Annotated in this window: 18 protein-coding genes and 1 pseudogene; 7 read left to right on the top strand and 12 right to left on the bottom strand. The window is 44.0% G+C overall.

Features of this window, described 5'->3' with window-relative positions; genetic code table 11:
* The first annotated feature begins 92 nt into the window (after window positions 1–92).
* Entirely contained in the window at window positions 93–1,538 is a 1,446-nt protein-coding gene (locus F0231_RS08875; RefSeq protein WP_171759370.1) for a sucrose-6-phosphate hydrolase, read from the top strand.
* 69 nt (window positions 1,539–1,607) lie between these two features.
* On the opposite strand, the gene F0231_RS08880 is transcribed toward F0231_RS08875, so the two are convergent.
* On the bottom strand, window positions 1,608–2,495 hold the full coding sequence (locus F0231_RS08880; protein ID WP_171759371.1) for a LysR family transcriptional regulator: 888 nt from the start codon (window positions 2,493–2,495) through the stop codon (window positions 1,608–1,610).
* Window positions 2,496–2,612: 117 nt separating this feature from the next.
* Between F0231_RS08880 and F0231_RS08885 the strand changes: the two genes are divergently transcribed.
* Window positions 2,613–3,506 (top strand): DMT family transporter, encoded by an 894-nt coding sequence (locus F0231_RS08885; protein ID WP_171759372.1) that lies wholly within the window; start codon window positions 2,613–2,615, stop codon window positions 3,504–3,506.
* 133 nt (window positions 3,507–3,639) lie between these two features.
* On the opposite strand, the gene F0231_RS08890 is transcribed toward F0231_RS08885, so the two are convergent.
* Window positions 3,640–4,542, bottom strand: a complete 903-nt coding sequence (locus F0231_RS08890) for a LysR family transcriptional regulator (protein WP_171759373.1) — start codon at window positions 4,540–4,542, stop codon at window positions 3,640–3,642.
* An 84-nt stretch (window positions 4,543–4,626) separates the two neighbouring features.
* Between F0231_RS08890 and F0231_RS08895 the strand changes: the two genes are divergently transcribed.
* From F0231_RS08895 to F0231_RS08905, 3 genes and pseudogenes are all read left to right on the top strand, one after another.
* Entirely contained in the window at window positions 4,627–5,100 is a 474-nt protein-coding gene (locus F0231_RS08895; RefSeq protein ID WP_171759374.1) for a luciferase family protein, read from the top strand.
* Window positions 5,101–5,242: 142 nt separating this feature from the next.
* A pseudogene (locus F0231_RS08900) lies at window positions 5,243–5,368 on the top strand (HupE/UreJ family protein); the annotation flags it as partial.
* Between the two features lie 293 nt (window positions 5,369–5,661).
* Window positions 5,662–5,964 carry a Fis family transcriptional regulator gene (locus tag F0231_RS08905; protein ID WP_171759375.1) on the top strand — a complete coding sequence of 101 codons (303 nt, stop codon included), beginning with the start codon at window positions 5,662–5,664 and terminating at the stop codon, window positions 5,962–5,964.
* A gap of 134 nt (window positions 5,965–6,098) precedes the next feature.
* Here F0231_RS08905 and F0231_RS08910 read toward each other — a convergent pair whose 3' ends face one another.
* Window positions 6,099–7,079: a hypothetical protein gene (locus F0231_RS08910; RefSeq protein ID WP_171759493.1), complete on the bottom strand. Its 981-nt coding sequence runs from the start codon at window positions 7,077–7,079 to the stop codon at window positions 6,099–6,101.
* 405 nt (window positions 7,080–7,484) lie between these two features.
* On the opposite strand from F0231_RS08910, the gene F0231_RS08915 reads away from it, so the two are divergent.
* Window positions 7,485–8,444, top strand: coding sequence for a hypothetical protein (locus F0231_RS08915; RefSeq protein WP_253825761.1), 960 nt, complete (start codon window positions 7,485–7,487; stop codon window positions 8,442–8,444).
* Between the two features lie 65 nt (window positions 8,445–8,509).
* On the opposite strand, the gene F0231_RS08920 is transcribed toward F0231_RS08915, so the two are convergent.
* Together F0231_RS08920 and F0231_RS08925 are read right to left on the bottom strand one after the other, a co-directional pair.
* Window positions 8,510–8,698: a hypothetical protein gene (locus tag F0231_RS08920; RefSeq protein ID WP_171759376.1), complete on the bottom strand. Its 189-nt coding sequence runs from the start codon at window positions 8,696–8,698 to the stop codon at window positions 8,510–8,512.
* Window positions 8,699–8,739: 41 nt separating this feature from the next.
* Window positions 8,740–11,097 (bottom strand): fatty acid cis/trans isomerase, encoded by a 2,358-nt coding sequence (locus tag F0231_RS08925; protein WP_171759377.1) that lies wholly within the window; start codon window positions 11,095–11,097, stop codon window positions 8,740–8,742.
* 189 nt (window positions 11,098–11,286) lie between these two features.
* On the opposite strand from F0231_RS08925, the gene F0231_RS08930 reads away from it, so the two are divergent.
* Window positions 11,287–11,940 carry a M23 family metallopeptidase gene (locus F0231_RS08930; RefSeq protein ID WP_171759378.1) on the top strand — a complete coding sequence of 218 codons (654 nt, stop codon included), beginning with the start codon at window positions 11,287–11,289 and terminating at the stop codon, window positions 11,938–11,940.
* A 27-nt stretch (window positions 11,941–11,967) separates the two neighbouring features.
* Here the strand turns inward: F0231_RS08930 and F0231_RS08935 are convergent, their stop codons facing one another.
* The 7 genes from F0231_RS08935 to F0231_RS08965 form a co-directional block, all read right to left on the bottom strand.
* The gene (locus F0231_RS08935; protein ID WP_171759379.1) at window positions 11,968–12,876 is read right to left on the bottom strand and encodes a siderophore ABC transporter substrate-binding protein; all 909 of its coding nucleotides are present in this window, start codon (window positions 12,874–12,876) and stop codon (window positions 11,968–11,970) included.
* 14 nt (window positions 12,877–12,890) lie between these two features.
* On the bottom strand, window positions 12,891–14,825 hold the full coding sequence (locus tag F0231_RS08940; RefSeq protein ID WP_171759380.1) for a TonB-dependent receptor: 1,935 nt from the start codon (window positions 14,823–14,825) through the stop codon (window positions 12,891–12,893).
* A gap of 171 nt (window positions 14,826–14,996) precedes the next feature.
* Window positions 14,997–16,331, bottom strand: coding sequence for a sensor histidine kinase (locus F0231_RS08945; RefSeq protein WP_171759381.1), 1,335 nt, complete (start codon window positions 16,329–16,331; stop codon window positions 14,997–14,999).
* Window positions 16,328–17,080, bottom strand: a complete 753-nt coding sequence (locus tag F0231_RS08950) for a response regulator transcription factor (protein ID WP_171759382.1) — start codon at window positions 17,078–17,080, stop codon at window positions 16,328–16,330. Before F0231_RS08950 ends, F0231_RS08945 begins: the two co-directional genes overlap by 4 nt.
* A gap of 95 nt (window positions 17,081–17,175) precedes the next feature.
* Window positions 17,176–18,987 carry a diguanylate cyclase gene (locus tag F0231_RS08955; protein ID WP_171759383.1) on the bottom strand — a complete coding sequence of 604 codons (1,812 nt, stop codon included), beginning with the start codon at window positions 18,985–18,987 and terminating at the stop codon, window positions 17,176–17,178.
* A 145-nt stretch (window positions 18,988–19,132) separates the two neighbouring features.
* On the bottom strand, window positions 19,133–20,746 hold the full coding sequence (locus F0231_RS08960) for a VRR-NUC domain-containing protein (protein WP_171759384.1): 1,614 nt from the start codon (window positions 20,744–20,746) through the stop codon (window positions 19,133–19,135).
* Between the two features lie 71 nt (window positions 20,747–20,817).
* Window positions 20,818–22,050: an OFA family MFS transporter gene (locus F0231_RS08965; protein WP_171759385.1), complete on the bottom strand. Its 1,233-nt coding sequence runs from the start codon at window positions 22,048–22,050 to the stop codon at window positions 20,818–20,820.
* Window positions 22,051–22,064 lie beyond the last annotated feature (14 nt).

Below are 22,064 nucleotides of genomic sequence, written 5' to 3' on the forward strand. Positions count from 1 at the left end.
CCGCCACTTTTCTACAAAAGAAAAAGAGAAGAGCGTAGCCTGCCTCAACGTAGAGGCAGGTCTTCTCCCCGAATAAAATTCAACACTGAAGTATGACAATGAACTGGACACTAGAGCAGCGCTATCAGCGTATTGAAGATATGCCAGCAGGCTATTTTGAAAACCTAACTAAGCAGCGCGAGCAAGACAAATACTACCCAAGCTTTCATATTGCGCCGCCGTATGGATTGCTGAATGATCCAAATGGCTTGAGCGAATTTAATGGTGAACACCACATCTTTTATCAATGGTTTCCAATCGGCCCAACTCATGGTCTAAAGCATTGGTATCACGTTTCAACCAAAGATTTTGTGAACTACACCGACCATGGTGTGGCGCTCTACCCAGACCAAGACTACGACTCGCATGGCGTCTACTCTGGTGGCGGTTTAGTTGAGGGAGATGAACTGTTGTTGTTCTTTACGGGCAACAAACGTGATCAAAGTTGGGTGCGTGAACCAACTCAGTGTTACGCAACCATGAATAAACTAGGTGAGATCAGTAAGAAAGGCGTGGTCGTACGTAACTCTAATTACACCGAGCATTTCCGCGACCCTAAAGTATGGAAAGAGGGGGATACCTTCTACATGGTGGTGGCAGCACAAACCCAAGAGCTGCATGGATCGATGGTTCTATATCGTGCAAAAGAGCTGGGTGATTGGGAGCATTTAGGCCCAATTCACACTCGCTACAACCAGTTTGGTTTTATGTGGGAGTGCCCTGATTACTTTGACCTTGATGGCAAAGGCATTATGTTGTTCTCACCACAAGGTGTAAGCAGCGATAATATCTACGACTACAAAAATATCTTCTCGGTGAGCTACATTCTTGGCGACACGCTGAATAAAGACAAAGTCGAGCTAGAAAACCATCAAGACATCGCACAGCCAGACTACGGCTTCGATTTCTACGCACCACAAACCTATCTAGACGAGCAGGGCAGACGCATTATGTTCGCTTGGATTGGGTTGCCTGAGATCGATACCCCTTCGGTCAATCACCAATGGACAGGTCTAATGAGCCTGCCGCGAGAGCTTCGCGTAGAAGAAGGCTTCTTGGCGCAAAAACCATTGCAAGAGCTTGAAATGTTGCGTCAATCTGAACAATCAGTTTCAGGGCAAGTTGAACTCACCTCAACCACGTTTGAACTAAGTTTTGAATGTGAAGAAAACTTCTCACTTGAGCTAAAAAATGCCGCAGGTGATAACCTTATCTTCAAACTTGATGAGGAGAAGTTCACACTAGACCGCGCAAACAACAGCGAAATATACGCAGAAGAGTATGGGCTGGTTCGCTACGCTCCACGTATTGATAAGCAACAATCTATCCGCCTGTTCGTTGATAACTCGGTGTTAGAGATCTTCATCAACAACGGCAAGCACACCATGACCAGCCGATTCTTTATTAAAGATATGAATAGTCTTACGCTGTCTGAAGGTATGTCTGCCACCCTATATCAATTGGGTGCTATCACTGGCTTGCATCAAACCAAGCGCTAAGTTGTAACTGTTGCGGTAAAAGATTTAAATAGACATTACCCTCACAGATTAATGGGTAATGTCTTTTTTTTAATTAAACTGATACGACAAACAAAACTCAATAAACGTTTCTACTTGTGATGCACGCACCTGCTTGGAATGGTAGGCGCAGTGGATATTAGAGCTAAGTGCCATTCCCTTTGGCTCTAGTACTATTAACTCACCAGTTTCTAGCTCTCTTTTTACTGACGCGCGACTTAACGCGGCAATCCCAATACCGAGTTTTGCGCACTGCTTAATGGTCTCAATGCTTATAAACTCACTCACGTTTGAGGTTTTCAGCACGCCCGCTTCAATCAAATGATGCTCAAACTGGTGGCGGTAACAGCAGCCTTTTTCTGTCAGCAATAGGTGTTCATCGGCTAAATCATCCACACTCAATCTTTGCTTACTGGCTAGTGAATGAGTAGGGGAGCAAACCAACACAATCTCTTCGGCTTGATAGGTATGAACCGCTAGCCCTTGACGGTGAAATGGTTTTTCAAGAATAAACGCAAGGTCGATGGAGTCCGCTAGCACCTCGCTTTTAAGGCTTGATACTGGTGTTGGCTGAATAACAAAACGAGTGGCAGGGTGGAGCTTGCAGTAAGCCTCAAGCAATTTAGGTAAGTAATAAGTGATGATGGTTTCATGGCCGCTAATCTTAATCGGTTCATGGGTCTCAACTTGAGTAATCACCGAGCGAGCCTCTTCTCTGATGGAAAACAACTTTTGTGTATAGTGCAGCAGTTGTTCGCCTGCATTTGTTAGCGCCACGCCACGACCATTGCGCTCAAATAACTGGGTGCTCAACTCATTCTCAAGTGCTTTTATCTGGTTAGTCACCGCAGATTGCACATAACCAAGCTGATTGGAAGCCTCGCTGAAATTAAGAGTCTGGGCTGCGCACTGGAAGGTTCTTAATTTTTTAAAGTCCATAATTACCTGTCTTAGCTATCATAAAAATTGATACCTGATGTTATGAGTCATCATTTTACATAAATATAGAGATGGAACAAAATAGAGCCCGTTATTCATTTTGTTAGTTGTCGAAGTATGTCTGTTGTGAAAGATTATCGTGCTGCGTTCGCATTTGGTTTTGTTGGCTTAGTTTGGGGAAGTAACTTTGTGTTTATGAAGCTGGCGGCTGAATTGATTACCCCAATGCAAATTGTTTTCTTGCGGGTGTTATTTGGCTTTGTCCCAATAGCGGCGTTTGCCTATTTTAAACAGGCACTTAGTATTAAACACATTCGACACGTTCACCACTTTCTAGCCATGGGGCTATTGGCAACGGTTATCTACTACTTTGGTTTTGCTAAGGGTACATCACTGCTGACATCCGGTATTGCTGGAGCGATCAGTGGTGCGATCCCTTTGTTTTCAATTTTTGCCGCTGCGCTGTTCCTAAAAGAAGAGAAGATTACTCGCAGTAAGGTAGTGGGAACGCTACTAGGTTTTGCTGGTATTTTGATTTTGGCACGCCCATTTAGCTCAGAGCTTGGCTCAGATACCATGCTCGGAGCGGGTTTTATGGTCATGGGTGCGATGAGTGTCGGCTTTTCATTTGTCTATGCGAAGCGCTTTATTACTCCATTGCAGCTCTCGCCACTGGCTCTCACTACCTATCAGCTAGGCTCTGGCTTGATCATTTTACTATTGGCGACTGATTTTACTGGGGTCGAAGCTATTGCAAGCTCTGGTATTTCTCTGGCAGCAACGGTATTTGGTTTAGGCTTGCTAGGCACAGGTATCGCATACCTTTGCTACTACTTTATTATTGAAAAATTGGGAGCGTTGACGGCTTCTTCAGTGACCTATATTCCACCTATTGTTGCTCTTGCTATTGGTGCTGGGATCATGGGGGAGGTGATTGAACTAAGGGACTATGCAGCGGCGAGTTTGATTTTAGTTGCGGTATCCGCGGTAGCGTTGTCGAACAAAAAATAGGCTCATACAAAGGTGTTAGCTTAAGCCAATCAAGATTAAGTTACCCACTCCTATGCCAGCAAGACTTATGTGGCTCAGCTCTGTCCAATGTGTGTTAGCAACGTGACTGTTGGCTAGAGCTGCCATCTTCAAATTAACTTAATTTCGTGTTGTCGCTAGCTGACTCATTCCGATTCTTTACTCGTTGTGAGACAAAATCAAAAAAAGCATGGATGCGTGCATTTTTATGTAAGTTTGGATGAGCAAGCAACCATATTCCCCAGTTATGATTATTTTCGGGTTCATAAATTTTTTCTAGCTCAGAATAACTATCACCTAGATATGTGGGTAGTACAGCCAGACCATGACCACACTTTACATAGTTTACTACTCCCATAACTGTGTTAACCACTCTCGTCGGTGCATCTTCTGGTTTTACTTTTAAGGTAATTTTAGCCATTGGTGAGTGTTTTAGGTCATCATCCAGCGTCACCCATAATCTTGATTTTTTAGGCCGAGTTTTCACCGATTCCCAATAGGTTTTATGCGCATACACCGCACAGGATATTTCTCCAATGCTTCGTCCAATCAAGTGCTCCGGAGGGGAGTTAGTAGGCCTAAGAACTATATCGGCTTCTCCTTGAGTAATATTCGCAGGTATTGGATCTGACTTAAGATGTAATTCGATGTCGGGAAAAGATCTTTGGAAATCTATAAAAACAGGCATATACCGATTTAATAAAGAGTCAGTTGTCGCAACCGTTAAAGCGCCTTCTAAACGAGAATTTTTTCCGCTCAGCTCTATTTGTATCTCATTAAAATTATTTCGAAGCTTCAAAGCGAGTTTATAAAATATTTCTCCATCATTAGTCATCACATACCCAGTAGTAAGGCGATCAAAGAGCTTTACCCCCAGCCTTTGTTCCACAGCCTCAATTCGTCTAAATACCGTTGAGTGATTAACATTCATTTGTCTCGCTGCTTTGGTCAAACTTCCTGATTCACATACAGAAAGAACGAACGGTATATCACTCCATTCAATACAATTTGCGTTCATGCAAACCTCCTTTGCAAAAACATACTAACCCTCCAGCGAAACTAGCAGCTACTCTAGATTCGTTCAATAAGTAAAGGTGGAAAAATGACTCAACTATTACAACTGCCACAAAGAAGTGGTGAAAAGCCGATGACAACTCAACACATACCTCACTCGCAGCTTAATCAACATGGCCCAGATGATGTCGTCGAGAAACTACACGACTTCTGTTTTTCACTCTCGAATGTTCTTAATGAAGCAAGTGGAATCTCTGTACCGGGAGCTAGAGCTTTAGTCATGCACTCAAATTCAGAATGCAACCACGAAGCTTTCATGATTGGTCGTGAGTTTGCACATATTCATCCTCACCCAGATAGTGGCAGTATGCACCTGAAGCTGAATATTGAAGATGCGAATGAAGTGATCGAAAAAGGATGGGGGGAAAACCATTTTCTTGTTACCAAGGGTATCTTAGCGCCTGGCTTGATTATGGTTTTTTCGCCACGTTCAGAAGAGGAACTAGAAACCATTAAGTCCATAATTCAGTCTTCATATGAATTTGCACTGGGTGCTAATTAAGCAAAATCTATAAAACGTTTTTGTCCAAAAATGAGTTATGAGAGCGAGTCACACACTGCCACCCTCTTTTGACATTGATTTGGATGTATATTGAAGGGCAAGGTCAGGAAAGCTTGCCATTCATGCTTACTATACCTTTTGGTATGTGAGCCTTTTCGCATTGGGGCATTCGTCTACCATGCTGCTTGATGTGTACTTCAACATTGGCATTAACAGTTACATTATCGATGCCATTATCGGGTTATCTGTCGTCTACAAGGCAATGGAAACTCGATTAGCTACGAAAAAGGTCGAGGAGTTCCGAATGATGAAGGTGAATTGGTAGCGGCGTTCACCGGAAACCACGGTTGGTTTTTCCGTAACCGTAACGATAAAACCGTTATGGTTATCCTTAAAACCAATGGCAACTATGCAGAGATGAAGCGTGTTCTGTAATTAAGATGAGCCTAGCCCCTACGAACCCAAGTTACGTAGGGGCTAGTTCTTCATGTTACTTTGTATTTGAAGCAGTCATAATCCCCAATATCGTTTAAGACAATATTGTCCTAGAGAATTAGCTTAATGCGTAAATCAGATAAGAAAATAGAAAACCAAATTAGAGAAGTGTTAACTGACGTGTGCGAAGATACATTAAAAGGCTACGATGGTTTCCTTTGGGTGACCCACACTGTTAAACATTCAGACTATCCACAGAGCTTGAAGATCATCTGCGTATTCGACACCAACCAAGACAGGGCAAGCTTCTTAACGGGTGACGGCCCACAGCATGTACCCGTAACTATCCAAAAGGCGTTCAGTAAGGTTGGAGTACAGCTGAAGAACGTAAACAAGTTGATCAGTTACGATGTTCAGAACCATCGGTAGGGCGACCATCAAAGAGAGCTAACTGAATAAATCGGCAATACAAGGCTTTATATTACGAGTTTCGATATAAAGCCTGTACACAAATGCTCGCCCTTTGGATGAGGCATAACTACTTTTGAGGTGAGAAGTTATCGCTACTTAACTTCGTATCTCAGTAAAACTTCATTATCCAACACAACGTTTGTTGACCATATGAAGCTTGCTCCGGCACCACTGAATTTTTCAATGAAGTTCATGTAAGATTTTTTGTTGTTCACACCTATTTCATCTTCTGAGTACTCCGTCGCTTTCGGCCATGAGGCTGCATTGAAGTCTTGTTCCATCCAGTTAAGTGGGGTCTCCCAGTGAGCGGCATAGGCATTTTCACCGTTGTCTGTACCTTCAGTCGTGCAGTCTTCTGATAAACGCTTACCATCAACTTCATTCAAGCAGCTCAAATCATAGATTGGCGCAGTATAAAATGTCTGTGCTTGCCAGTCTGAGCTTGTGACCGTGCCATCGCTAAAGCTTGCGATAAAACCGCCATCACCTGGGTGGAATGCCTTACCACGGTTATCTTCTGTACCCAGACCTAGGTTTTCTTCCCAGTCAATGACCTTTACAGCAATAGTATAAGGCTTGTTCACTTTGAATTTTACGATACTAGAGTTAAATGGCGTGAAAGGAACAGTGTCTACCGCGATGAGCTGACCATTAATATATAGCTCGAAATAGTTGTCAGCAAAGATGTAACCCGTGACTTCTTCACCATCTTCATCAATAACGGCAACTGGCACTGACTCTTGAGCGACATCGGCAATACTATTAGGCGTGATATTGGCGCATCCTTCATAAAGATCGACCGCTTTTGGCGCTGTGGTGAAATGGTTATTGGCGGGAACTGTCCATACCTTTCCATCAGCGTCAGCAATTTCACCTACTCCCGCAATACGGCTTCGACCGTTCGCACATTCAAAAAGGTTGTCTTCGACTGTTTTTGCAAGACCTTGTGTGATGCTAGCTGAACCTTTGTAATCACTGATTTCTCCGCTAACCGTTGGTTCGGAGGATAGAGAGCAGCCAGCGAGCAACAAAGCGATAGGCGAAAGAGCAAATACTTGCTTATTTATAGTCATCATTAATAAAAACCCAAGAGTAAGTATGAAGCTTAAGTGTAGTAATTAAGCCCAATAGATCAATATGTTGTGCCAATTTGATTATTGAGGCGTATAGTAGGCTGTATAATGTAAATAAACGTAAACGATGTGCAATTTCCGGTAAAGGGCTGTTGCCTTTGATGTTCACGGATAGCGTTTATCTCATTTCGTGCGTTGTGAATTTCTAATTTTAGTAAATGAGTTAAATTGGTCATTCTCCTAGTTTTTGTTTTTAACTTTACTTTATTAATTATTCATCTGGGTTATTTCACGCTTCAAACACTTAACCCCTTTAAATGCTAAGTTGTTTTTTTTAGAATCTCATACTTAAAAAATGGCATACGCCAAATAATTACTGATTTTATAGAGTTAGTGGTGCTAGGAATGAAAAAAACAATATTTGCAGTTACATTGGCTGCGTTCTTACTTACTGGTTGTTCGGTGAGGCACGATAGAGATGCGATGGTGGATAACACCAAACAGGCATCAGAACTTGATATCTATCAACATGATAACTACGACCAGTACAGCCAAGCGATGCAGATCATGTATGTTTACATGGAGCGTGAGCCTACTAGCTTAGGTAATGCCGACGTTCTAGCGGAAGATTACTACGATAAAGTTGCGACTAAAAACATGATCAGCACTACTGGTACAGCGGTCATGTTAATAGGCAATTTGGCATCAAACCTAGACATCGCAACCTTCTTCTTCGGTACTCAAACTACAGATAAACTCCCTTATCCTTACAAGCGTCAGCACAATATTGCTATTGAGCCTATAGCCGATGATGTCACTTACGACTCTATTTATCGTGAAGACTTAGATCGCTTGAAAACAATGATGAAGCAAAAGTATCCTCAAGCGGAAATTTTTGAGTTTGAACAAGACTTTCTCAATGTGCGCAACACCAGTGTTAGTGCGATGGACTTGAGCAAACCAGAATGTGTTGAGTTTCGACAGTCGCCTGAATTTAATCCTGATACTACTTTCGTTGAGGACGAGTTAGATCATTGTTTTGTTGCGAAGCACAAACCGAACTATTTCAAGAAGATTGTAGAAGGTGAGATTGATTTCATTGAAGGAGTACCACAAGCAAAGCGTTACCTTGTATATTCAGTGTCTGATGAAATGATGGCGACATACGAGGACCAAAGCCATTTTTACCGTTATGTTCCTTACTACGGCTGGATGAGTTCGACCTTACAGAAAATGTATGAAGCTGACCCTGATAAATTTAAGCGTGACGTAGAAGCGATGATGACATCACCGTACCCATATCTGTACCGTTACTCAGATAATAAGGTGTTACTTTTCAAAACGCTTGAAGAAACAGAATCATAATGTGACAAAAAAAGAGCCTCAATTGAGGCTCTTTTTGTTTTTGATGGGAGCATGAAAGGCTACAGCTAGTACCAATCATCTTCAGGAAAAAGCTTTCCTTCTGGAGCGTATGGATCGTCATTAAACGGGTGTTCCGCTTTGGTTCGCAAACTATCCAGTTGATGCTCTAGCATTTTGACCGTGTCATAGTCACCTTCTGAACACGCGACGTAAATCTGTTGTTCTAAGGCTTTGATGCTATCGTTGATACCCATAGTGTGTCCTCCGTATGCGTTGCCTACGCAGTTTAACGGTTCTACCTATTCTCAAATCTATTGTAGTCAAGCAAACCAAATTCGATAGGTTGATTTTCTTGATACCAAGCGTGAACACGGTCGCTGAAAGGCCAAAACTCATCAGAGCTACGACGAATCGCAAAGGTATCCAACAACTTAACGTAGTCCGTTTCAGTTCGAATATTTTTCAACATTTCGACCAACTGCGGTACCTGATCTTCGGTTAGAGATAGGTACGCAGCAGGGTAGCTGCCGATCACTCCACGTACTAAGGTAAGGTCATCATTTTGAGGATCTCGATTGCTCTCTTCATCAAACAAGCTAGAGATATTGGTGTGAGCGTTGTTGTGAAGTAGAGTAAACAGTTGGTCTTCACCTTGCTTTGATTCAATCATAAGCATCATGATCTGAGGTACATAGATCAGACCTTCGCCCTTAATGTCATCGATGCTGCGAAGTATCGCCTCATTTTCTGCACTGAATCCTGTCTGTTCTATCTTAAAGCGGTTGTTTAAAATCGGAGCCATCTGAGTTTTTATAATGTCATAAAGCTCTGACTTAGGATCATCCGTTTGGTAAGGCACTTGGGTTGGTTGATCAAACGGCTTAACGTTACGTTGTAAGAAGTCACTAAGCTGTTTGCTCTGGTCTTGGTACCAACTTGAATGTTCGATATGACGAACATCTTCTGGCAGAAGAGCGATAAAGTTAGTTTCACCTTCTAAGCGTAAAAAGTCCATGAACATTCGGGTAATTAACTGGTGACCAAAGTTACCGTAAACATCAAAGCCCGCGACCAACAAGTAGTGAATACGTTCCAAAAGCGCGTAATCGAGAATCCAAGCTGTTTTAGGCGGTTTACCTACCATACCTTGTACCACGGATGCACTATCAAAGTGCCTAAACACAGTCAGTGCCGCATTCGGGTTGGTGCCATTACCTGTCCAAAGGACGTCGGTAGTGAGGTATTTGCCGCCCTCAAACCATTTATTGATGAACTCTGATTTAGCTTCTAGGTAACGGGCTTGCTGACGAGAGTAAGAGACCCAGTTTGAGACAGGAAGCGTGTTACTCTCAAGTTCGCCTGGCAGCTTTAAGTTGTCCGCTTGCGAGCGGTAAAACTCGTTAACTTCGGGAATGTCTGATGTTTCAGGATCGATGAAGAAGACCCAGAAGCGATCATTGATCACATTGAGTGCTAGCTGGCCACGACAAACAGGGCCTTTAATGTAGGCCATAATGGTGTTCTGCGCATTATCCAACATAAAATTGAAACGCGCTTTGACTGGTAGCTCAATGAAAGCAGTCATTGGGTTGGCAGCGACTTCTGGTTTGTAGCTTGGCAGTTTGGCGACCGTGTAGTCAGCGTCAATAAACCAAGCTTTCCAGTTATTCATGCGCTCTTCGTTTAGAGCAAATGGCATGTGTGTTTTATCCACAATGGTGCCTTGCTCTGGAATTAAACGGTAGTAGACACGATCGACGCCTGGATCATCGTAAGGTCTGCGTGTCGAGATACGTTTAACTGGCTGCCCAGGAGGCGTGCTTGAACGCACTAACGTGAAGAAACGCGGTGTGGCTTCATTTAATTCCGAGAAGTATAGATGTGATAAAAACAGGTGCTCATAGATGTAGCGAGCGGTGAGCTGCACTTTACGAGGGCTCTTGTTGAGTAACGTTTCGTATTGCTCAACCAGATCTAATTGTTCCACCGTTAGTGGGAGCGGGGCATTCATTTTTGCGCCGTCTTGAAGCCAGCTGATCAGAGTAGAATATTCACCCGCATCAAGATTTGGCATTCCGTAAGGCATCCCCCAAGTCGGGTAATCTTGGAGATATTGGTCGTACTCTTCAATTGTTGGACAAACTTGACTGCGATCGACCGCAAAATCAAACCCTTCAAGCTGTTTTTGATCAGGCAGAGGATGAGACTCTTTTTGCATCAGCATACGTGCAATCAAGCCCGCTTCTAGGTTCGCTGTCGGCGTTTGAATACGTTCGTTGAGAACAGGGCTAAAGCCAAGTTCACGCCACTCTTGGGTGGTTTGAGCATCTTCAAACAAGCGGTGCGGCGTAGCAGCGGTCAAGCGCGTGCCTTGATAAATCAACTCTTTACTTGAGCCACGGTCGATACCTTCAACGGAAGACATTTTTAACTGACAGGGTGCATCGTAACAGGCGTGACAAACGACACATCGATTATCGATGATCGGCTTAACTTCCGTTAAGAAAAAGTCGTTTTCGATGCTGTCGATATCGGTTGTTCGCTGCTGAACGTTTGCTTCGCCAAAAAGCTGATCATAGTTCAGCCCCGCATAAGTGGCACAACCTGCAAACATTGTCACGATCACCAACATAAAAAAGGTGCGTAAGTTCATAATGTAATAGCTCATTTTTTATAGTCTTATCATTGCATTGAAAGAATAGCCGTTTAGAAAATAAAACACCATTCAGAACATGATTTTACTGCTATCCGTCTCGCATCTAAACTCGGGTTTACTTGATTTATTAAAGCAAGTGCATAGCGTGAGAGGGTAATCCTAGCGACCCATTTCTAAGGAGCAGTCATGCAGGCAAAAGGGAAAGTTCTCGGTACGGTTGTCATTGTCGTTCTCACGTTAGCTTGGGCTAAATGGGATGCTCAAAGAAAAAGCGCGCAGCATCAAGCAGAAAATGATCGTATGGAGCCTGAGATAGCGGAAGTCATTGCCAAAACGGATGAAGCGTATGAGTTGCCGATGAAAAAATCGGGACTGATTCAAGACTACGCAGAGTTTGGTAAAGTGAAACGGTTTGCGAATCTCTATCATACGGCAGCTGACTACTATGCATTGCCCGGTGATGAAGTTTATGCCGTCGCGGATGGAACTGTCTATTTCTCGGGTCACAATGATGCTTATGGTGGTCTGGTCGTCGTAAATCATGCTGATCATGGCATTTACTCTCTCTATGGCCATGTATCTGCTCGTAGGTGGTTAGTAGAGCGAGGTGTTGAAGTAAAGAAAGGGGAGTTGATTGGTTACATCGCTGATACGGATGAAGGCTATGGAATTGGAGCGATTCCCCATTTGCACTTCTCTATGAGGTTGGGTAACCCGGAAGATTACCCTCGTTCAGGTAAAGGAAACTGGATGACCGGCTATACACCGACCCACCCAGCTTTCAATCGTTTCGTAGACCCTAACCGATTTATTGCCCGCTCAAAGCTACATCATAAGTAATGCCACTTGAGCAGCGATAATGTGGTTTTATTGGGTCACGCCTTTTAAATCATCAATAATAAATTGAGTCGCTTTAATCCCGCTAGCAGAGATGTACCAAGCGGTTGGGTTGAGGTAGTGAATACTGCCTGCTTTCGCCGCTTTGGTTGTCGCAATAATTGGGTTATCGAGCTTTTCAAATGCCTCACCAGACGGGCGGCCAATCGCTTGGTCTCTATCTAAGATCAGAATATGCTCCGGATTGACCTCGGCAATGTACTCGAAACTGATCAAGTCACCATGATTTTTATTCTCTTGATTTGATTTTGCGGCCTTAAAACCAAATAGGTTGTAAATTGCGCTGTAGCGTGAATTCTCCCCAAAAGTCGCCACCTTTCCACCGTTGGTCATCACCATCATCACTTGTGGTTTATTTGCCTCGGTGAAAGCGGCGATGGCATCGATCTGCTTTTGTTGATGCTTGATCACTTTTTCAATGTGGTCTTGCTTCTCAAAAATCTCGCCAACCATGCGCCAAGCCGATTGAGTGGTTTCCCAGTAGTTTTTCGCATCAGCCATAAACACGACCGTTGGGGCTATTTTTGACAACTCTTCATAAGAGGTAGAGCTACGATTACTCGCGATGATTAAGTCTGGTTTCAGCGAATAAATGGTTTCGAAATCAGGCTCAAACAGTGAACCAACCGAAACGTATTTATCATCTTGGTATTTGTTCAAGTATTGAGGCATAGGAGCTTTCACGACCCCAATTGGTTCGATGTTCAGGCTGTCTAACACATCAAGTGTATCCATGCCGAGAACAATGACGCGTTCAGGGTTGGTTTCTAATGTGGTTTTGCCCAGTGGGTGCTCTACTGTGATGCTTTGTGCTGTTGTAACTGCGCTCATGGTCAAGAGAGCAAGGGCTAACATCATTCGGTTCAATTTAGATAACATGATGACTCCTTCTCTTAGAATGCGTAGCTAACATTGAATCGCACATCACGGCCTGCACTTGCATAACCTTGAGCGACTGGACTACCGATGTACTCCATGTATGAAGCATGGTCGAAGTAGTATTTATCAAATAGGTTTTTCACTGACAGGGTTAACGCTAGATCCTGCTCTGTAAGCGGAACCCATTGTGCGTAAATGTCATGTACGCCATAGCCTGGTTTCTCTGGGTGAACGGTCGGGTCAGCAACGTCGGTCAGGCGCTCAACAAATCGAGCATTCCAGCCAAACTCCAGTTCATCGCTAGCAATGTAGTTGACGTCTAGCACCCATGTATCCCCGATTGACGTACCCAGTTTCATGGTGTCATCACTCAAAGGCGTGCCATTAATTTCTGGACGAGATTGGTTGTAGCTTAAGCGCGCACTAATGGACTCGATTGAATAGCCTACGTAGGCGGTGATACCTTTATTGGTCAGTTCACCAACGTTGGTGTAAGCCGTGCCATCATAGCCGACAACATCTTCTATTTTACTGTCAAATAGCGTGATACCAGCGTAGAGGTCATGATTGCTATACTTAGCACCGAACTCAGTGTTTTTCGCTCGCTCAGGGCCTCTGTCTACGGCGTTCGCAGCATAGTCTAAGATGAACAGTTCTTTGGTTTGTTGACCACGAAATGCTTCCGCATAGCTAGCGAATAGCTCAAGGCCGTTAACCACTTGGTAGTTGATGCCAATATTGGGGCTAAAGCCACTCGATTCGAAATCTTGATTCAGGTTGTCTTTGAGTTCATACCAATCGTAGCGAGCACCTGCGCTGAGCAGGAGATCTTCAGAAAGCTGCCAATCGTCTTGAACATAAATACCATAGACAGTGCCGTCTTCCGTCACCGTAGGGGAGCCCGATGAGCTATTGTCGAACTTAGCTTCATCATCTTTGTAGTCAGCACCAAGGATCAGTGTGTGTTGTCCTAACTGGGCGGTATTGAAAATCTTAGCGCCAACTGTATCAATCGTACCATCACTGGTTCCCCAACGTGGATGATCTAAATGTGCAATTCGGTTCGCTGTTGTGTAAAGCGTCGTATCAATATTAACGACATCACTACCAGCAAAATGATGATTCGCTGTGATGGTTTGACGATCGGCCTCTTGCTCTAAAGGTTCATTTTTAAAACTTGGTTGGAAGTGAGGGCGATTAAGTCGAGTGCCGTCATCGCTGCGATAGTCATAGCTCAATGAGATGTAGTTACGATCGTTCAAATCGCCAGACAACTTAAGTAGGGCAACTTGCTGCTCTAGTGCTGTATAAAGCTGCTCTTCACCGTTGCCATCTTCAATGTTGTCACCGTCGATGTAGCCAAATGAGGCGAGTAAACCAAGCCCTTCAGTCACTTCACCGTATAGGCTGGTAGAGACTTTATAGCCGTTATTGTTGGTGTAGTAACCGCCTTTGACTTGCGCACCAAATTTATCGCCTGGTGCAAGTAGGTCGTGCGCGTCTTTAGTCTTGAACTGGATGGCACCGCCTAATGCACCAGGGCCATTGGTCGCGCGGCCCGCACCTGCTGACACATCAACTTGTTTTAGAAGCTCTGGCTCGATAGAGAGGCGACCTTGGTGGTGGAACAGGTTGCCGGATTGTTCGGCACCATCAATAGAGATGTTGAGCATAGTATCTTCTAAACCACGCACGTAGATCTTTTGCGAAATACCCGCTGATCCGCCAACACTCACTTCCGCATTGTCACGGAAAATGTCATTGAGATCCTGCGCCTGTTTCTTTTCAAGATCGTCGGCAGTAATGCTCGCATCGATCCCTACCATTTGGTGGCCAAGTACTTCCATGGTTTCATGAGAGTGCGCGGCTTCGTGAGAGTCTTGAGCGGCAATTGCAGCATTAGTAACAAGAAAGAGTGCGATGGGGCTTAACTTAAAAACGGTATCCATATGACCGAAATCTCCAATATTAATGAGAATTATTATCGGTTGTGGATTTTGGTGTTTGTTGGTTGCTGAGTAAATCAGTTTTACAACTGTTACAAATGGTTCTTATTCATAAAACTAATAGAGCCGCATAATCAGCAGCTCTATTCATTGCATCGCTTAAATATGAGAAAACTAAATCGGAAGTCGTATGATCATATCTAATCCACGTCCTGGGTTATTTTGTGCGGTGATCGACCCTTTGACGGCTTCAATGTGACGTTTAGCCAGTGCTAGTCCGACACCAAAGCCTTTCCGCGAACCAACTTGGTTGTCGGCTTTAAAGAACGGTCTGAAGATGGTTTGAGTCTTTGTAGGATCCAACCCTGGGCCAGTATCTGAAATGATCAGTTTGACGCTACTGCTTGTTTGTAATGCAGTGATGGCTAGCGACTTGCCTTTGGGGGTATAGCGCAGCCCATTGCGAACAATATTCTCGATAGCTTGTGCAAGTGCTCGCTGATTTGAATTGGTTAGTATGAGTGTTTCGGGCAAGTGAACATCAATGCTTCGGTCAGGGTACTCAAACTGCGCATCTTCTAGTATGGCATCGATAAGTTCCGCTAAATCAAAAGATTCATTGGCGAGCTTCGGCCTTTCATTTTCTAACCACGCAAGGGTCAATGTGTCTTCGGCCATTTGGCGCATTGCCGCCACTTCAGTTCGAATCCGCTGCACCATTGATCTTGTGTCTATCTGGCTTTCAACACAGTCTGTCGCCATTTCTATTCGGGCTAAAGGTGTACGAATCTCGTGGGACATTTCCGCAATGAGATTTCGATTATGCGCAATGACGTTAGCGGTGCGTTCCGCCATGGTGTCGAATGTTTTCGCCACTTGGCTAAACTCATCGTTACCCAAGGTTAAATGTTCACTGATGCGCGCGTCATAGTTACCTTGACTGAACTCTTTCGTTGCTCGGTGAAAGTGATGCAGAGGCTTCATGACATACCGATAGAGGTAGACAGTGAGTGCGAGCAGGGCGCTAAAGGGCAGAATGACTCTGAAAAACCAAAAAGCGTGCGACATATACGTGCCCGGCCTCATTCGAGCAGGAAGTTTGACCAAAAAGTGATGATTAGAAGGGGTAAGCGCGACTTCCATTATTGGGTTTTCGGGGAAGTATAAGTGGATCTTCCACGCGACATTTCGACCGATACCATACCCATCCCAAAATCGTTTATTGAGAGGGTTGCCACTGATGACGTCAATTTGCGAGCGAACGACGGTAGCCCACGTATCTTCATCGATAGCCAGTTGATTAAGCCAGTTATTCATCTCGTCATATTTGCCTTGAGAGAGCAGATCTTGAACATGGGCTCCCCAATCTAAAATCTCTTGTTGATGAGCCTCATCGATGTAGCTCATCTTCTCGTTGGATAGAATGGCCGCACTGTGTAGCAAAGAGAAAAAGATCACACCGCCAAGCGATAGAACAACAAACAGACGCCAAAAAAGCAGTTTTTTCATCGAACTAAGTACCCCTTACCATGAATTGTTTGAATTCGGTCTTGTGGGACACCTAAATTCACTAAGCTTTTGCGGATTCGACTTAAATGCATATCAAGGCTGCGGTCGTAGGGGCTGAATTCACGCTCTAAAACCATCTGGTACAGGTAAGGTTTACTTTGCACAGAGCCAAAGTTCTGCACCAATGTCCAAAGGAGTTTGAATTGGATTGGGGTTAGAGTGACTTTGACGCCACCATTGACCGTCACCTCATACTCGTGGCGATCGAGTTTGAGCTCATGATGTTCTAAGAATCGGTTAGAGGCGGCGATTGGATTAAAGCCGGTACGACGAAGAATGGCTTCGATACGCAGGCTGACTTCTTCAAAATTACATGGCTTGCTGATGTAGTCGTCGGCACCATAACGCAAACCGCGAATTCGATGTTCTTCAGCACCGTAAGCGGTCAGCATAATGACGGGGGTATCAGAATGAGCACGAACGTAATTGAGTAGGCCAAATCCGTCCACCTCAGGGAGGTTGATATCAAGAATGATTAAATCAAACCTTTGTTCACTCAGTACCTCAAGCGCTTTGGCTCCGCACTCAAGGTTAGTCACTTGATGGTCATGGCTTTTGAGCAAAGCGGTCAGTTGGTGGTTGAGTAAAGCATCATCTTCAACCAGTAAAATATTAGGGGCAACTGAGCCGGATGAGGTTGTTACTTCTCTGTGCTCGAAGTACGCGGGGCCGTAGCTACTTTCCAACATAGAAAAATCCTTTTATTGATAATAGTTGTCATTATCAATAAAAGGATTGTTGCTTTCAATCTATAGCGGGTAATTGTTACAAAATATAGAGTAATTTATAAGTTTGCTTGCTCATTTGGTTGAAAAAGATGAATTTGGTTTCTACCTGACTGCTTGGCTTTATACAGGGCTTGATCGGCATAATCGAGCGTTTGATCTAGGTTCGTTGTGAGCTTAGATACACCAATGCTAACAGTCACTGAGAGTTCAACATTCGTTGATGTCATGATCTTTTCTTGTTCTAGGGAGGTTCTTAACTCTTCTAGCCGCTCCATAAATTTTGAGAGATCGGATGATTGATATAGGACGCAAAACTCTTCTCCACCATATCGTGCGCAAATTGCTGGTTGATGGGCGAAGCACTGGCGTATTAGCTGACTCGTCCTTGCAATGACTTCATCACCAGTTAGGTGACCATAGGTGTCATTGACACGTTTAAAGTGATCTAAATCGAGAAACGCTAGGTAGCTCGTGGTTTCAGTGAGGATTGACTCCCTGATCTTGGTTCTTAAATGATTACGATTAAACAGCTTTGTTGCAGGATCTGTTGTCGAAATCTGCTCAGTGAGAGTGAGATTCTCATGGATGTAGTTAAAGTAGCTGCACAGCATTGAAACGGCCGTCTTAAAGATCGAACTGCACTCAATGAAGATCACGCCTCCAACGTTACCGTGGCTCGAAAGAGGGGAGACAAAGTAACCACTCTCTATTTGAAGAGTCTCATAGAGTAAGCAGTTGGTAGACTGTGTCTTCTGGTACGAAGGTTTATAAGTCAAAAAGTAACTTTCGAGCTCTTTTCGTGTCAGTTTTAGGTTCTTCCTACCGTTAAACTCCGTTGATTTTAAAAAATAGCTATCGCTTGTCGCTTCGTAACTAATAACGTGAATCCTACGAGCATTGCAGTAGTCTTCTACGACAGGCTTGATGAACGGAACAAAGGCTTTAGTCGATAATGGCAATGAGGTGCTATGTAATCGTTTCTTTAATCGGCTATGCAGATAGAAACGGCCTGAAGTAAAACCAAGCAATAAGATCAACATTAAACTGACATAACCAAACTCAAAACTGTATTTCATGACGTCAGATTGATTGGTTCCGGCAAGATACACCCAACCTGTCACGGTGTCGTAGGAGTAATTGGCGAACTTCAGATGAGAATCATATTGATAGTTGATGATGCCGTCGTGTTTTCCTTTCAATATCCCGCGAATCGTATCTGAAGATACTGATATAGATTGTGTGCCAACACGCGAAGAGTCAGGGTGAAAGACGAGTTGTCGGCTGTTAATGTCGGTGATGAACAGGTACCCCGAATCAAGAATACTGCTGGTCAGGCTTTTATCAAAAAAACGACTTGGGCAGAAAGTCACCTCCAAATAAGTGATTGAATTTGATTCAGGCAGCTCTATTTGTAGAGACACCATCCATTTTTGGTTGTCAGTTAAAAACGGTTCTGAAACTCGGTAAGTGACCCCTTGAGAATACTGCGTGTGCCACGAAACTGGTCGAGTATTGGCAAAGTTTTGATTCGAGTTGTTCGATAAGTGCAGTGTGTTTGACTGGGTGTGATAGACACCTGTTGCTTTAATCTCAGACGCAGCAGCGGCGAATTTATCTAGTTTAGTCAGTACTTGAGCCTCGTCGATTTGTCCTGAGGCATCTGCAATGGCATCCAGTGCCAGTATCCATGTTGTAAGCCGGGTATTAACAAGGTCTTGGGCGGTATAAATTTGATGCTTACTTTGGAAAATTGCTTGTTCTTTAGCTGAGTAAAACTTATAGCTAAACATCACTAAAAGTGCGAGCAAACTGGTTGCGATAAGTATCCGACACCAGAAAAACAGCATACTTGGACGAAATCTAAACATATAAATCCTTTAAGGGATGGCATACATAGAGAATATCGTTTGTTTACCGTTCTTTGTATAGTTAAATATAATATTGTAAATATGACTGTAATAAATGATAAATAGCTCAATCTATGAGTTGGACTAATGCAACTGTTACATTGATTTAAACAGCACGTACAAAGCAGATCTTAAAGTTGACGTCTAACTCAATAAATCTATTTATCCACCGCCACTGGTTATCTTGCAGTTTGTCGCCAGGCCCTTTTACCTCAACCCATTGGTACTGGCCGTCTTTGAACAAAATCAGATCAGGCATGCCATTTCTATACAGTTTTAAGTCGGTCAACATCACTTTGAATAGCTCAGTGATAAGTGAAGCAGGGAAGTGTGTAATCGCTGCTACGAGTAACTCTTCACTGAGATAGGACCACTGAACAAACGGGTTACTTGTGCCCCATTTTCTACGATAGGTATCGATGAGACCTGCTAAGCCGTTTGTCGCGATTGAATTAAAGACATCATTGATGGCTTGGATTCGCTTCTGCTTGAAATCTGAGTGGTAAAGATCCAATGGGCGATGTTGGTACTGGTTAATGAAAGCGCCTTCTACGGGAGCGAACACCACATCCCAGAAAGCAAGGCCAAACAAACCGTTGAGTAGTGTGTTTTCACTATAGAAGACTTGATACCCCTGTTTCTCGAAATGCGCTTTAACCGCCAGTTCAACTCGCTGAGCGGAGAGGTCGAGATCCAGATGGTATTCCTGCAACTTAGGCTTCACTTGTCTAGGAACTCGGGCTCCTAGCTTGCGTTTTAATCGCTGTTCCAACTTCACAGCCACTTCATACTCGGCTAGGTCGATAGGGTGAGATAACATTTCAGTGACGTTGTCACTCATCTTGCTTGTGTCATCAAGTTTGTCATAGATCCGCGCAAGCCGTTCTCTGGCTGGTGGCAGCTTTGTGGTTCTAAACCATCGGATGCTTTCTTGATACAAACAGAGGCGCTCAAGATCTCGGGCGATGTCATTGATCAAATGCTGACGCCGACGATCAACATATGAGTGCTCGATATCTGTTGGAATCTGTTCTAGCAATTCAATTAACTGATCACCATTTTTCCTATTTGAATCTAGGTAACGGCGATGAATATCGGTCAGTGTCAGTAGCTGTGATACTTGCTGGCGAGAAGTGAAGAAGCGCCGTGTTTTACTCAGTTGATACGATTCGAATTTATGTAAGCCGAGATCATCTAACACGAATTGGCTCAAATCCTGATGCGTGTTGGCAAAAAACAGCGTGAGCAGTAGGTCGATAATATGCGGGTTGAGTAATTCAATAACGTTGAAATTGAGTTCTTCAAAGTGCTCGAAAGTTGACTCAGTGAGTTCATTCACCAATTGTTCTTTCCGCTGCGAGCGGTTAGGAACCGAAAACAGCGAACAAAGCTCAACCTTAGTGAGGAGCGTTTCAGCCAGTTGCCGATGCGAAATCCTTGAGTTAAGGGCAATCAACCCCTGTTGGTCGAGCTCTTTGAGTGCCGCGGAAAGATCGCCAATCTCTTGGTAAGCAAGTTTATCGGAACGAAACCAGTGGCCTTTGCGAGAGAATAGGCGCACAAGCAGACACTGTGCATCGTGAGACAGCGCAGAGAACGTTGTAAGCCACTGCTGCTCTTGCTCGGTGAGAAAGTCTGAGTACCAATCAACAGTGTGTTGGGTGAGCTTATTAAAGTTATCTAGATAGTAATCAGGGGCGAGTTCGACAGGGTTTTCCATGAATGACACATACAAAAAAGGCTTAACCACAAGGTTAAGCCTTTTAAAAGATTTACGCTAGAACATACATGTTATGCGTTCTTTAGTTCAGCAACTTTTGCTTCTGAAAGAGGCTTAGTTACGAATGCTAGGACAATACATACTGCCATCATTGCTGCTGATACTGTGTACGCTAGGCCGTAACCTTCGCCAGCTGTCATTGAGAAACCAACAATTGCTGTACCGATAGCACCACCAATACCCCATGCCGTGTATAGCACGCCGTAGTTAGTACCGTAGTTTTTCAGACCGTAGAACTCAGCAGTCAGAGTTGGGAATACCGCTAGTAGAGTACCGTAACCAACCGCTGCAATTGCAGTACCGATGATTAGTGTGAATTCTGTTTTGAACGTCGCGAACAGAGCCATGTTGATGCCTTGTAGAACGAACGCTAGAAGAAGAGTACGTACACCACCGATTTTGTCTGCAAGCATACCTGCTGCAACACGACCGCCTGAGTTGAATACCGCTAGGATAGACGCTAGGTAAACCGCGTTTGGTAGGTTCGCTTGAACGCTTGCGATTGTTGTGATGTTACCGATGATCATTAGACCAACAGAAGCAGCAAATGCGTACATGATCCATAGAGAGTAGAACTGAGGAGTTTTCAGCATTACTTTCCAAGTTAGGTCTTCAGATTTCTTAACTGCTTTAGGTGCTTGACCTTCTTTAACCTTAGGTTCAGCTGGCGTGTAACCTGCTGGTGGGTTAGTGATTGTAGCAGCTAGAGGAACCGCGATTGCTAGTACACCAGCACCTAGGATCTTAAAGCTTGTTTGGATGCCCATGCTTTCGATAAGCATTGATGTAAGAGGTGCTAGGTAAATAGCTGCAAGACCAAAGCCCGCTGCGATTAGACCGTTTACCATACCTTTCTTCGAAGGGTGGAACCACTTCATTGCAGAAGGAGAAAGACAAGCGTAACCAAAACCGATACCAGCACCCGCAACCATACCAAACGTGATGTTTAGCATTAGTGGTGATGTCGCAAAACCAGATGCGATCATGCCGATACCCGTTAGAGCAGTACCAAGGATAAGGATCATGCGAGGACCCATACGGTCCTGAAGGATACCTGCAACAAGAAGACAGATAGAGAATGTGATAGTTGCAGTTGCGTAAGGTGCAGATGCTTCAGCTGCACTCCAACCTTGTTCGGTGACTAGTGCTTTGTTGAATACACTCCAAGCATACAGGATGCCAAGACAAAGGTTGATACTGAATCCTGCTAGAAGGATGCGCATTGCTTTATCAATCTTGCTCATTTTTCTTCTCGTTT

The organism is Vibrio sp. RE86, from assembly GCF_013114545.1.
Lineage (GTDB): Bacteria > Pseudomonadota > Gammaproteobacteria > Enterobacterales > Vibrionaceae > Vibrio.